The organism is Pseudomonas sp. DTU12.3 (assembly GCF_004124275.1).
In the GTDB taxonomy this organism is placed as follows: Bacteria; Pseudomonadota; Gammaproteobacteria; order Pseudomonadales; family Pseudomonadaceae; genus Aquipseudomonas; species Aquipseudomonas helmanticensis.
The window spans coordinates 595,452-608,063 of the sequence record NZ_CP027218.1; the positions used below are offsets into that span (position 1 = coordinate 595,452).

Here is a 12,612-nt window from a genome sequence, read left to right on the forward strand (position 1 = left end):
ATGACGAGCGGCCGTTTTTGTTTGTGAGCGCTGCTCAAACGGGATGAACCCAATCCTCAATACGCAATCCGGAAACACGTTCAAATTCCCGCACATTGTTCGTGACTACGATAAGTCCAAGCGACCGCGCGTGGCCTGCGATCATTTGGTCGTACGGCCCAATCGGTGTTCCAGCTTTCGCCAGTTCAGACCGGATCATACCGGTCTGTGCTGCGGCGTCATTGTCGAAAGGCAAGACCTCCAATCGCGCAACGAATCCTTCGACAATCGCTAGATTCTTTTCAGGGGACGCCGACTTTTCAGCGCCGTAAATAAGCTCCATAAGCGTGATAGCGCTGATGCACAACTGCCCGGAATGTTGATTGAAGGCCTCCCGGACAATTTGTGGTTTGTTTTTGATGGTGAAGATGCAGATGTTGGTATCCAGCATGTATTTGATCATCAGAACGACTCGCGCTCCTGATCAGCAGGTTGCTCACGGTCAGCCATGAAATCAGGTGTGACGCTGTCGCCATCAAACCAGCTATCCCAGCTTTCTCCAGCAGGCGTAATGACGCGTGTTCTGCCAATCGCGATGACTTCCACTCGTTTAACGTCGCCGGGCATCGCAACTGCCTTTGGCAGTCGAACTGCCTGACTTCTATTGCTCATGAAAATTGTGGTCTGTTCCATATTTGACCTCCAAGGTCTGCTCCTGCGATGAGCTCAGGATAGGCTGCGCTTGGGATATGTCAATGGGATATACATTGTCATCGGACAAAGGGTGACCAAGCCATCCAAACAAAAACGGCCGCTGTCAGTGATGACGAGCGGCCGTTTTTGTTTGTGAGCGGGGTTTATTCGCTCTTGTCTTCCTGCGCTTCCACCGACTTGCCATAAGCATCCAGCGCAACCCCGAAATCGGTGATGAACTGTGGCTCGCTCAGCCAGGCCTGGGCTTCTTCGATCGTTACGCCTTCAGCCCACATGCGGTAGTCGATCAACATGTCGGCGGCCAAGTGGGTGGCGGCCATGCCTTCGTCATCGGCGTTTTCCATGTCCAGCAGTTCTGGATGATCAACGATGACGAACGCGAGTTCGCGCAGTAGGGTCAGCAGCATTTCGTTGCGGCTGATGGCTTCGGCGTCGCGCATCTTGCTGAACATCGCCAGGGTGTATTCAGGGATCGGCTCGGCGAGGTGGTCGAGGTCTTCGTCCTGCTCCAGCGGCTTGCGGCCGACCATACGGATTTGCTTGGCTTTGGCCTTGGCGCGCTTGGCGCGTTTCTGTTGCTTGTTCAGGGATGCCATGGGAGTTCAGTTCTTCTGTTGGGTGTTTGCGGCGATCGCGTCGGACGCCGCCACATAGTCGGCCTGGAAGGCCGGTGATTCGATCCACGCCAGCGCGCCGGCCTCGTCGGTTTCCTGCGACCACTGGCGATACTCGATCAGGGCGGCGAGGATGAAATCCATTGCGCCCTCTTCGCCTTCCTGCTCATAGACCAGTTCCAGCAGCGGATCTTCGAGGAACGCAGTGCACAGGGCTTGCTGGCTGATCTTTTCGGCGTCGATCATTTTCTTGAACAGCTCGGTCAGATCCACCGACTCGAAGTCGATACGATCGTCGTTCGGGTCCAGTTCGACCGGCGCTTCGGCGCGTTTGGTGCGGTTCTGCTTGGCCTTGGCTTTGGCCCGGGTGGCGCGTTTCTGCTGCTTGTTGGCGGAGGCCATGATGTGTTCCGTCGTGCGTTGATTGGGGCTTAGCTGCGCGGGACTTGCCGCCCGGGTGTGTCGGGGGCCAGTGCGCCGGTTTGCAGCCAGGTCAGAGCGATGGGCCATAGTGTGGCTTGGTATGCGCTGCGAAAAAAGGCGAAATGTCCGACTTGTTGTTCGCCAATGTCCTGTGGGGCGATGCGCAGGTGGGTTTTTTGCGCATTGCTGAAGTAGCCGAGCAGGCGTTCGATGGCCGCAATCGTGCCGTAGGGATCATCGCTGATGCTGATGGCGAGGGTTTGTGCGCCGACGTTGGCGAAGGGCAGGGCGCCGGTTTTTTCCAGCAATGCGCGACCGCTGGGGCGCTGTTCATAACGCGCGGCAGGCGTGCTCCAGTCACGCACGACGCCGCTTGGCGTGTCTTCCAGCCAGCCGAGACGCTTTCCGGGAAAATAGCCGCAGAGCAGCGTCAGCAACGGCATCAGCAAATGCCATTTGCCGAACATCCGCCAGCGCTGTTCGGGGGCGTAATCGCGCCAGTAAGCGAACTGCGCACCGACGGTGACCAACCGTCGGATAACTCGCCCGGACTCACCCAGTCCCGCCGCACAACCGCCAAAGCTGTGACCGACCACATCAATCGGCTGCCCGGGAAACTGCCGTTGCGCCCGCTTGAGCATCGCTTCGAAATCCAGGGCGCCCCAATCTGTCCATGACGCGTCCAGCCCTTTGATCGAGGCGGATCGCGATTCGCCAATGCCGCGATAGTCATAGGTGATCACGTCGAAGCCATTGGCGAACAGATAAGCCGCGAATCGCCCGTAGTGGCGGCAGCGCACAGACGTCGCAGCGTTGATGATGACCACCGCACGCAGGGGATCGGGCAACGCATGGCGCCAGATGAAACCACCCAGGACAAAACCGTCGGCGGCGGCTTCCTTGAAGGGTTCACCTGACATGGCCTTCAGAGTCGCTGACCTTGACGGCATATCCTGCATAGCGGGCGTGTCCTGATAGCTCATCGCACTCGACCTTGGCGGTTAAGCTGCCAACGATAGCCGCAGTGCCGCGCCGCAACAAACCACAGATTTTATTCAGTGGATTCAGTCAGCAGGCGTTCCTCGATCAAGGCCTGTTCGCGATTGAGTTCTGCGCGCAACTCTTCCTCACTCGGCAAGATCGTCTTGTAGCTGCTGGCGAACAGTTGCTCGTTGCCCTTGAGCATCGAGTAGCGCGCCACCGACTCGCTGCTCTCCGCGCACAGAATGATCCCGACGGTCGGCTGGTCGCCCTCGCTGCGCATGAGTTCGTCGTACATGCGCACATACATGTCCATCTGCCCGACATCGCGGGCGCTGAGCTTGCCGCGTTTAAGGTCAATGATCACAAAGCATTTGAGCAGGTAGTTGTAGAACACCAGATCGATGTACAGATCGACGCCGTCGGTACTGATGCGTTGTTGGCGGGCGACGAAGGAAAAGCCTTTGCCCAGTTCGAGCAAAAATCCCTGCAGGTGGTCGATGAGGGCTTGTTCGAGACTGCTTTCCCTGACCTTGCCGGCTGAGGGCAGGCCGAGAAACTCGAGCATGACCGGGTCGCGAATGAACTCGCGCGGGCTGCATTTCAGCGCTTCGATATTGGTGGTGGCTTCTTCGATCACATCGGCTTTGTCTCGACTCATGAGGAGTCGCTCGTAGTAGAGCGTGAGAATCTGGCGATCGAGGGCGCGGCTTGACCAGTTCAGTGTGGCGGATTCTTCCATGTACCAATGGCGCGCTTTTTCGCTTTCGACCCGCAGTAGCCGGCGATAGTGGGTCCAGCTCAATTCAGGACGCAGTGCGTCTCGAATTGGAAATTTTTGATAAAACAGGCGCATCTTCCACAAATTGGTTTCATCAAAGCCTTTCCCGAACTGTCCAGTCAGATCCTTCGCCAGCAGGCCAATCAGCCGTTTGCCATAGCCAGCACGCTGGGCACCCTGTTGCTCAAACTCGACGATATGCCTGCCAATCTGCCAATCTGCCAATCTGCCAATCTGCCAGCAGGTCTGCACTTGAATCGTATCAACCGCGCGCAGCACTTTTTGCCGCGCCTGACGAATCAATTCGCCGAGCTCCCCCAGCAATGAATCAATTTTCGGGTCTTGCGTATCAGCAGGTTTCAGCTGGTTCATCGGGACTTCCGCGTCATTGGGAACAGACGTAAAAGCATGCCAAGAGTCGCCGTTTGCGTATGTCGGGACAGACGGCAAAGTTCGCAGGAAGCAGCGATGGGTGTTGCAGGACGTTGCCGATGAAAGACGCAATTGACGGTATTGGTCTGTAGTCCATTTCGTACACCCGCCAACTTCCAATCAATCTAAAACGCGACCCCATTTGCAAAATCTAAAAGGAGTAACGGTTGGGCTCTGCCAGAGCCCGGGAGTCGTGATCATGAAACGCGTTCCAACCTTCATGCTGCCCGTCGCCGCTGTAATTGCCTTGATGTGTGCGGGGATGTTGCAGGCAGCCAGTCTTGAGCCGATCGACAATGCGGGCGTGCAAGTTCAGCAGCAACAACAGAACGGTGTCAGTTATCTGTCCGGCGGGATCGGCGAAGATGAGTCCAGAGCCATCCAGCAAACCACCGGCTACAACTTGCACATGACGTTTTCCATCGGAGTGGAGAACAAATACATTCCCGATGTAGATGTGGTTATCGCAAAAGCCCAGGGTCAGCCCGTTCTCAATCTGACGCAGGCCGGGCCGTTGGTTTACGTGCAACTGCCGCCGGGAAAATACACCGTGCAAGCTACACGCAATGGCGTAACCCGCCACGACACGACCGATGTTGGCAGCGGCGCGGCACGCAATCTGGTGTTTCATTGGGATGGCGAGCAATAGCGATATTGCAGTCGCAGCAGATCTGGACACGGTCTTGCTGCCAGTCGAATACGTCAACACCCTCTGAATGCCGCCCTTGCCTAGCGCTTTGTGCGCTTGCCTTTGGGGCTGTTCACTGGCTCCTGCACCTTGCGATAAATCCAAAGCCCGAACAGCCCCATCACCAGCATGAACACGGTGCCGATGCTTTGCTTGATGAACTCCGCCCTGAACTGGCGAGGTTGCAGGGCCAAGGTGTAGGTGCTGCGCGGGCCGCGATTATTGGTAGTGATCGAGCCGGTGATCCAGCTGTCGACCAGCATCCAGATCGATGTGCCAATGGCGAAGGCGATCAGCACGGCAACGAGCACGGTCAGCCAGTAAGTCATGCGGCTTGGCCGATACGGCGGCGGATGGGGCAGGGGCACGCGGGTTCGTTTCTGGTTCATCGCAGGATTAACCGTCTTCCGCTAGGGAAGCACTGGTTCCTCGCGAGAGTCCGCCAGTTTCAGCCGCACATTCGAGGGTCCTGCGGCGACGTGCGCGCATTCGGCAATCACTTGCAAAATTTGCATCACCCCCGGTGACAGCGTGGTACCCAGGCAGATGCGCAGACCGGTGGAGGGCTGCCCATCGGCGAAAAAGATCCCGCTGCCGGCCACGTGGCAACCGCGTTCACTGGCCAGCCGTTCGAGTGCTGGCATGTCCGTATGCGCGGGTAACTTGATCCAGTGGATGAATCCTCCGCGCGGCGGCACGTAGACCGTTCCGAAGGGAAACTCAGTGCGTACCAGCGTTTCGACAAAGTTCGCCAGCGACGACAGTTGCGAGCGTAGCCGCGCGCAATGCTCCTCCATATAGCCGCGCCCGATGAACTCGTTGAGGACATTTTGCGCGAGGCTGGAAACGGCCAGATTGCGCGAGAACATTTGCGCAAGAATCGCCTCGCGGTATCTGCCGGCGACGCACCAGCCGACGCGGTAACCCGGCGCGACCGTTTTCGAAAATGATGAGCAGTAAATCGTCTGCCCGCTGCTGTCGTAGCTTTTGATCGCGCGCGGACGTTCTCCCTCAGGTACCAGATCGAAGAAAATATCGTCCTCGATAATCGGCACATCCGCTTCGCGAGCAATCTGTGAAAGTCTGGCCCGGGTCTCATCCGGCATGATGAAGCCACGGGGATTCTGCAGGGTGGGATTGAGAAAAATCACCGAGACTTTTTTCTGCTTCAGGGCTTCTTCGAGGTGATCGACGTCGATGCCCAGTTCGCCGTGGGTGCGAATCGGCAAGGCGCGCATGCCCAGCCGTTCGATGGTCTGCAGGATGCCGTAGTAGGTCGGCGTCTCGATAGCTACCGTCGAGCCCTTGGTCGCGACGGCTTCGAGTGCCAGTTCAAGCGCGACAGTGTCGCCCGAGGTCACGAGGATATCGTCCGGGCCGCAGACGACCCCGCGCGTCAGCATCAGCCCGGCAATGCGCCGACGTAGTGCTGGAAGACCGGGCGGTGCCACCAGACCGGTCAGCGAGTTGTCGGCCTTGCCGGCCATTACCGAAAGGCATTTGTTCAATAACACGTGCGGCGTCAGATCGCTGTGCAGCACCGCTGAACTCAATGATGCAGTGGTGCGCGACGCTGCTTGGGAGAGCATCGCGACCACGGCGTGATTGACGTTGACGGTGACACTGGAGAAGTCGAAACCGTTGGCCGGTTTGGCTTTACCGGCTGTGGAAACGAAATAGCCGACGCGCGGGATGGTGGAAACATAGGCATCGGCTTCCAGGTCAGCCAGTGCACGCTGGACGGTGGTGATGCTGGTTTCAAACATTCGGGCCAGGGACCGAATCGATGGAAGCTTGGACTCAGCTGCCCATTCACCACTTTCGATCTGACGAATAATCCAGTCCTTGACGATTCGCCAGCGCTTGTCCGGTAGATCAAACCTGTCCATAAGTTCTCTTGGTCATTCCTGGAAACAATTCAGAGAAAATAGAGTAAAACCATCCCCGTTGCAGCAACAATGACGATGTTCAGGGCAACCAGGCCGAAAGCGAATCGAATCAGGCCGTTTTCTTCATGCCGGTTGGCGCCCGCCAGCCCGGTGATCAGCGACAGAATCGATAACGACCCCAGCGCACCATGCCCGGCCGCACTGTTGACCATCGCGGCCAGCCATGGCCCGTGCTCGCTGGTCAGTGCCGCAATCGACGGCATGACGAGGGTGTTGCCGCCGACGTTGGAGCCGGTGACATAACCGGCAATCCCCGCCAGCAAAGCAATCGTCGGCGCCAGGGAAATCCCCGACAACGATTGCAGAGTGCGTTGCGCCTCGACCAGAAATCCGGCGTTGACCATCACCTGCGACAGCAGCAGAAACAGGAAAATCGTCGTGACTGGAAACTTCGCCCGGTTGAACAGTGCGCGCCATGGGAAACCTGTGGGCGTGGCTTGTCTGACGGCCATCAGCAAGGTGACGATCAGCAACGCCAGGCCCGGGGACGCCAGAGGCTTCCACGAAACATGCTCGCCCTTGATGATCCACAGCGCATCCCAGCCCGACAGCACAAACAGCCCGCGCGACGCAACGATGACGCCCAGCAAGGCCAGATACGGCCACGCCGCGCTCGGCCAGCGCACCAGTTTTTTGCGCTGCGAAAAGGAAATGCCGAGGCCGACGCAGGCCACGGCAAGGCCGGCCAGCACGCCGGACACTTCCGGCCCGATCCACAGGTTGATCGAAAATAGCACGGCGATGAACAACGCGGTTACCACCATCAGCCAGAGCCACGGAGCCACGGTGCGGATCCCGGCTTGCCACAAAGCGATGGCGGCCAGGCAGAGGAACACCGGGGCGCTGATCAGCGCCGAGTGGCTGCCGAGTGTTTCCGCCGGCAAATGCGCCAGCAACGCACCGATCACCGTCGCCAGGCCCAACGTGCCCCACGGCATGATGACCATGCCGGCGAGGGCGATTTTCATCCCCGACTGACGGGTGAACAGGCCCATCAACAGCGGCACTGTCGCAATCAGCGAGACGCCAAAACCGGTCATCGCTTCAAGCAGCGGCGCGAGGCCGAGGACGATGAAGATGACTTGAGCCGGCGGTGTCCAGCCGAGCTCCTTGACCCAGGCGCCGATGGCCTGAGGTGCGCCACCGCGTTCAACCAATATGACGAACGCCAGCCCCGGCACGATCACGCAGGCGGTGCTGAGAAACAGGATCGTGGTGTCCTGAAAAATGGCCGTGGTGATCGCTGCCGACACCGGTCCGGCAGCGCCCAGTGCCCATAACAGGAACACCAGCGCCACGCCCGCCAGCGCGGCTTGTACCGGTGGCCGGCGGACGATGAGTATCAGCGCGATCACCAGGCCGATCGGCGACATTTGCAACAAGAGCGAAGTCATACACAGTTTTCCTTAACTTAATCGTGAGTCTGCCCGCTGTACTCGGTCGCCCGCATGGACGCACGCTCACAAAAAGTCTGATACCACTCGGTCAGGCGCTGCTGCGCGGAAAAATCCGACAGCTCGCGAAAGGCAATCCAGTCGAGTGCGGTCGCCAAGGCGATGTGGCCGATGGTGATCGGGCCATTGAGGTCGACGTGCTCTTCGATGAAGCGGTAGGCCTCTTTGAGTTTGTAGGCCTGGCCATCGGCGTAGGCCGGATAGCGCAAGGCCTCCGGGCGACGCTCGACTTCCCAGCGCAGCTTGATGCCGACATCGCACATGCCCTGGGCCAACGCCTGCAGACGCAGAGCCTTGTAGCGCTCGGGGCCGCTTGGCGGGATGAATTTCGACCCTTGGCTCAGGTCGTCGAGGTATTCACAAATCACGATGGAGTCGAACAGTGCCGTCTCGTCGGGGAGGATCAGTACCGGGACCTTGCCCAAGGGGTTGGCCTGGTAGATCACTGCGTTTGGCGAGGTCGGGCTGGTCTCGTGATGTATCACCTCAAGGTCCGCAGCGATCCCGAGTTCATGAGCGAGCACCAGCACCTTGCGGGCATAAGGCGAATGCGTCTGGTAGAAAAGTTTCATGCTGGAGTACCTGCCTCAAGGATTGCGGTGGCCGCTCGATGTGCGTCCATGAACAGACGCGAAGGCGCGCCGGCCGAAGTGACGTAGTGGTTGTAGTAGCAGGAGCCTTCGGCAAGCGGGCCGAGTACCCAAATGTTGCGTACCGGTTCACCCTGACTTGATTTTGGATGGCAGGCAGCGTCGACATCGATGCCGTCGATGCCCGGTTCATCGGTGCGCGGGCGGATGAAACCGAGGCGGGCCAGATCGCGTACCGGCGCGCAATCGCTGTTGCTCACCCCGCTGCCCTGGACATAGCCGGCGACCCGGCGGTAATGCGCGGTCGCGGGTTGTGTGCCCGGCTTGAGAAACGTCAGCAGACCGGCGTCACACAGTGCGAGCAGGTCGGCGTGACGCTCCTTCTGCGGGCCGGCGACCAAGCGGTTGATCGCCTTGTGCCAACGGCCATAGAACTGCCGGTGCGAAGCCTCGGTCAGCCCGTCGAAATCGACGGCTTGACGCAGCCGGTCGCGCAGATCGCGCCAGACTTCAATGGCTGCCTTGATCGCCGATTCACCGCGTCCAAGCCGCGCCTCGTGCAAGTCGGCTTCGAGCGCGTGATAGATCCACGAGTGATAGTTGTGCGGCGTCACGCTGTCGGGCAGTGCATGCCAGATCAGCGCCTGCGGATTAATCGAACCGGCGCTCCCTTCGTGTTCGCTCAGCAGCGCTTCGCAAGCGGCTATGCCGGCGCTTCCCGGGACGCTGACAGCCCTGAGGCGGTCGAGTACTTCGCGATGGTGTTCGGGCTTTGATTTGGCGTGCAGGACGGCGACAGCGGCGGCACGCATCTCCAGCAGCATGATCGGCAGAATGTCGTGCTCGAAGTCCAGTTGACGGTTCTTTGCATGCACGCGCAGGTCCTCGATCCGCGCACTCGTCAGAAGTACCGCCTGATGTCGGGCAAAATCGATCAGGCCGTTGGGCCGGGTGCGAAATGGCAGCCCGTCGCGTGACTGAATGTAGATCACCGGCTCTTGGCCAGAAGGGTGATACACGTGACTGGCGTCTGCCATCTGTTTGTACTGGCCGCCCCGGCCGGCGGTCAGCGCCGCCAAGGTATCCATCGCGCCAAGGCCGAGGCCTTCGATCAGCACGGTTTCGCCCGGCTCGATGCTGGCGAGGCTGCCGGGCAACGGATAGACGTCTTCGACGCGGTCTGGGTCGGCGGGGCGCACACGGCCTGTATGGCCGACGGTCAGGATCAGTCGATCGACGGTCGCCGACGTACCAGAGGCAGTGCGCAACACGTATTGATGGCCTTCAAGGGCCTCCACCGCCGTAACGGCTTGATGGTGCAGGTGCACGCTGACCCAGTGCGGCGCCGTCGCGAGGATTTGCTCGAAGGCGTCCGCCAGATAAGCGCCGAGCAAGTGTCGCGGGAGGAAATCCTGCGGCTCGACGTCTCGTCCCTCTTGGGCCAGCAGGCCACTCTCGGGATCGACCTTGATGCGCTGCTGCAGGCACCAGGCGAGGAAGTCCGGACCCGGCCGCTCGCGCGCATCCTGCAGATTTCCCAGCGCGGGCACATCAGGGAACACACCCAGTTGTCCGGCAACGGTATTGAGCAGCAGGTAATCGGGTTGATCCGGCCAGTGCGCGCCGCTGCCGAATACATTGGGATCAAAAATGTCGATGATCACCGGCTGATCCGGGCGCTCTTCGGCGAGGCTCAGCAGGCGTTCGAAAATCGACAGCCCGCGTGACCCACAGCCGACCAGGCCGATATGCAGAGGAGCCATCACCATCTGCGCTCCTCCCCGAAGAAGGATGGAATGGCGACAGCCGAGCCTTCGTTGACCGCGATGTCATGAATCATCCGGCCGATCGCCAGATCGAGAATGCCCATGCCGAACGGCGAATAGATCAACGGCTTGTCGCGACTTACCTGCAGGTCGCCGCGAATCAACTGCGCGACGGTGCCGGTGACGAAATCACGATGACCGTATTTCTGTTCCGCCAGATGTGGCGAGGTATTGGCTTTCAGGCAATGGGTGATGTCATCGAAGTAGTTGTAACTTTCCTCGATGATCTCCGCGCCGATATCCCGTAGCGAGATGTTCAGCACGATCTGCCCCGGGCGGAATGTGCCTTTGCCGTTGACGTAGGGTTCGCCGGCGCTGGTGGCGAAAACCACGACGTCAGCGCTCAGTGCCTGTTCCAGTGAAACCTGTTGTACATCCGGCAAGCCGAGTTGTTCACCGAATGCCACCAGCGCCTGAGCCGAGTCAGCGTTGAGATCGTGGATTTCAACGCGGTCGAACGACCAGTCATCACTGAAGAACGTCTCGAGTATATTGCGTGCAATCACGCCGCCGCCAATGATCGAAAGCCGCGGTGCGCGCTTGTTCCGGCCGTTCAGCCACCAGGCGCCGAGCACTGCGGACGCGGCAGTTCTGACCGCACTGATCAGCGCGCCTTCGAGCAGCGCGTACGGATATCCGGTGTCCGGATCGTTAAGAATCAGCACCGCAGACGCGCGCGGGATTCCCGACTTGATGTTGTCCGGATAACTGGCAATCCACTTGATCCCGGAGACTGACTGATCGCCTTCGCTGTCGATGATCGCCGCCGGCAAGGCAATGATCCGGTTCGCCGGCTGTTCCGGGAAACGCAGGAAGTAGCTGTCGGGGTTAACGGTTTCGCCACGTTCGTGGGTCAGGTAGGTCTGGGCAACGATCTCGATGGCTTCCTGACGAAGTTCGTCGAGGATGTTCTTGATGGCGGCGCCAGGAATCACGTGGAATGGTCGAAGCAATGATTGTGTGGTCATGAGGGATTACGCCGAAAGTGCCAGAGCGATTTCTGGAAAGAGGGGTTGCAATGCTGATGCGCCGATGCGCTGGGTGACCCAGTCGTCGGAGTAGATGGTTTCGAGGTAGCGCTCACCCATGTCCGGTGAAATCGCCACCACCACATCGTCGGGACGGATGTGGTGCGCCCATTGCTGAACACCGGCCAGGACCGTGCCGGTGGAGCCACCGAAAAGCAGGCCGTAGCGTTGCGCCAGCCAGCGGCAGACCTTGATCGTCTGCTCCTCCGGGATGGACAGGAAATCGTGGATGCCGGCCGGTTCGAAGATTTCCGGACGACGGCTGGTGCCCAGCCCCGGAATATGGCGCGTACCACCTGGCAAACCGAAAGTGACCGAGCCGACGGTATCGACGGCGATGACTTTGGTGTGTGGGTGATGTTCGGCGAAGTAGTTCTTGCAGCCCATCAGCGTGCCGGTAGTGCCAGCGCCGACGAAGAGGTAGTCGACGTGTGGAAACTTGTGGGCAATGGACTTGGCCGTGGCCTGGTAGTGCGCCAGCGGGTTGACCGGGTTCTTGTATTGATTGAGCCAGATGTAGTCGGCGTTGTCGGCGACCAGTTGCTCGATCAGACGAATCCGCGAGTTCAGGTACCCGCCGTTTTCGTCGCGCTGATCAACCATGAGCATTTCGGCACCGAGGGCGTGCATCAGCTTTCTGTTCGGCGCAGAAATATTCGGATCGATCACGCAGACAAACTTGTAGCCCTTGGCGGCGCAGACCATGGCCAGCGCCACGCCGAGGTTGCCTGATGACGATTCGATCAGGCGGGTATTGCGGCTGATCAATCCGCGACCTTCCAGGTCGGAGATGATCGCGTGAGCGGTTTTGAGCTTGATGGATCCGGCAGGATTCAGTCCTTCGATCTTCAATTGAATCTTTGCGCTGCAAAGATCCTCGATCTGCACATAACTATCTTCATTGATAAGTTGTTTGATCATACGTCGTCCGTTTCGCTCGTTTATGCCGGGCGCAATCAGTCGCCAGCATCAGTCCTGGGGTGTTTGAAAAGCAGTGGTTGCCGTTCGCCCGTTTGGGTGGTTTTTGGATTTTTTAACTGGACGGGAGGTGACCTTGCGGTGGACGCCGATCTATTAAAAAAATCAGTTTTGCGCTCTGGTGCCGGAAGACATCCAGAGGGTGTTGGCGCGCAAGGTAGAGCCAGAAAGTGGT

The 12,612-nt window shown here is 59.2% G+C and carries 14 protein-coding genes; 1 reads left to right on the forward strand and 13 read right to left on the reverse strand.

What is annotated here, in order from left to right; translation table 11 throughout:
* Nucleotides 1–34: 34 nt before the first annotated feature.
* From vapC to C2E19_RS02685, 6 genes are all read right to left on the reverse strand, one after another.
* On the reverse strand, nucleotides 35–442 hold the full coding sequence (vapC, locus tag C2E19_RS02660) for a tRNA(fMet)-specific endonuclease VapC (RefSeq protein WP_129387720.1): 408 nt from the start codon (nucleotides 440–442) through the stop codon (nucleotides 35–37).
* The gene (gene vapB / locus C2E19_RS02665) at nucleotides 442–672 is read right to left on the reverse strand and encodes a type II toxin-antitoxin system VapB family antitoxin (protein WP_129387723.1); all 231 of its coding nucleotides are present in this window, start codon (nucleotides 670–672) and stop codon (nucleotides 442–444) included. The genes vapC and vapB overlap by 1 nt, the downstream gene beginning before the upstream one ends.
* A gap of 164 nt (nucleotides 673–836) precedes the next feature.
* Nucleotides 837–1,289, reverse strand: a complete 453-nt coding sequence (locus C2E19_RS02670; RefSeq protein WP_129387726.1) for a hypothetical protein — start codon at nucleotides 1,287–1,289, stop codon at nucleotides 837–839.
* 6 nt (nucleotides 1,290–1,295) lie between these two features.
* Nucleotides 1,296–1,709 carry a hypothetical protein gene (locus C2E19_RS02675; protein WP_053116577.1) on the reverse strand — a complete coding sequence of 138 codons (414 nt, stop codon included), beginning with the start codon at nucleotides 1,707–1,709 and terminating at the stop codon, nucleotides 1,296–1,298.
* 29 nt (nucleotides 1,710–1,738) lie between these two features.
* Nucleotides 1,739–2,713: an alpha/beta fold hydrolase gene (locus C2E19_RS02680; protein ID WP_129387730.1), complete on the reverse strand. Its 975-nt coding sequence runs from the start codon at nucleotides 2,711–2,713 to the stop codon at nucleotides 1,739–1,741.
* 68 nt (nucleotides 2,714–2,781) lie between these two features.
* Nucleotides 2,782–3,864, reverse strand: coding sequence for a YhcG family protein (locus C2E19_RS02685; protein ID WP_129387733.1), 1,083 nt, complete (start codon nucleotides 3,862–3,864; stop codon nucleotides 2,782–2,784).
* Nucleotides 3,865–4,123: 259 nt separating this feature from the next.
* On the opposite strand from C2E19_RS02685, the gene C2E19_RS02690 reads away from it, so the two are divergent.
* Nucleotides 4,124–4,573: a carboxypeptidase regulatory-like domain-containing protein gene (locus tag C2E19_RS02690; protein ID WP_129387736.1), complete on the forward strand. Its 450-nt coding sequence runs from the start codon at nucleotides 4,124–4,126 to the stop codon at nucleotides 4,571–4,573.
* A gap of 80 nt (nucleotides 4,574–4,653) precedes the next feature.
* Here C2E19_RS02690 and C2E19_RS02695 read toward each other — a convergent pair whose 3' ends face one another.
* Genes C2E19_RS02695 through sbnA form a run of 7 tightly spaced genes read right to left on the reverse strand, consistent with a single transcriptional unit; the run spans nucleotide 4,654 to nucleotide 12,380 of the window.
* Nucleotides 4,654–5,001, reverse strand: coding sequence for a hypothetical protein (locus tag C2E19_RS02695; RefSeq protein ID WP_129387739.1), 348 nt, complete (start codon nucleotides 4,999–5,001; stop codon nucleotides 4,654–4,656).
* Between the two features lie 21 nt (nucleotides 5,002–5,022).
* Nucleotides 5,023–6,501: a PLP-dependent aminotransferase family protein gene (locus C2E19_RS02700; protein WP_129387742.1), complete on the reverse strand. Its 1,479-nt coding sequence runs from the start codon at nucleotides 6,499–6,501 to the stop codon at nucleotides 5,023–5,025.
* A gap of 29 nt (nucleotides 6,502–6,530) precedes the next feature.
* Complete coding sequence (locus tag C2E19_RS02705; RefSeq protein ID WP_129387745.1) at nucleotides 6,531–7,955, reverse strand: L-lactate permease; 1,425 nt, start codon at nucleotides 7,953–7,955, stop codon at nucleotides 6,531–6,533.
* Between the two features lie 17 nt (nucleotides 7,956–7,972).
* On the reverse strand, nucleotides 7,973–8,587 hold the full coding sequence (locus tag C2E19_RS02710) for a glutathione S-transferase family protein (RefSeq protein WP_129387748.1): 615 nt from the start codon (nucleotides 8,585–8,587) through the stop codon (nucleotides 7,973–7,975).
* The gene (locus C2E19_RS02715) at nucleotides 8,584–10,368 is read right to left on the reverse strand and encodes an FAD/NAD(P)-binding protein (protein WP_256661277.1); all 1,785 of its coding nucleotides are present in this window, start codon (nucleotides 10,366–10,368) and stop codon (nucleotides 8,584–8,586) included. The genes C2E19_RS02710 and C2E19_RS02715 overlap by 4 nt, the downstream gene beginning before the upstream one ends.
* Nucleotides 10,368–11,399, reverse strand: a complete 1,032-nt coding sequence (sbnB, locus tag C2E19_RS29325) for a 2,3-diaminopropionate biosynthesis protein SbnB (RefSeq protein ID WP_372238455.1) — start codon at nucleotides 11,397–11,399, stop codon at nucleotides 10,368–10,370. The genes C2E19_RS02715 and sbnB overlap by 1 nt, the downstream gene beginning before the upstream one ends.
* Before the next feature lie 6 nt (nucleotides 11,400–11,405).
* The gene (gene sbnA, locus C2E19_RS29330) at nucleotides 11,406–12,380 is read right to left on the reverse strand and encodes a 2,3-diaminopropionate biosynthesis protein SbnA (RefSeq protein WP_372238456.1); all 975 of its coding nucleotides are present in this window, start codon (nucleotides 12,378–12,380) and stop codon (nucleotides 11,406–11,408) included.
* Nucleotides 12,381–12,612 lie beyond the last annotated feature (232 nt).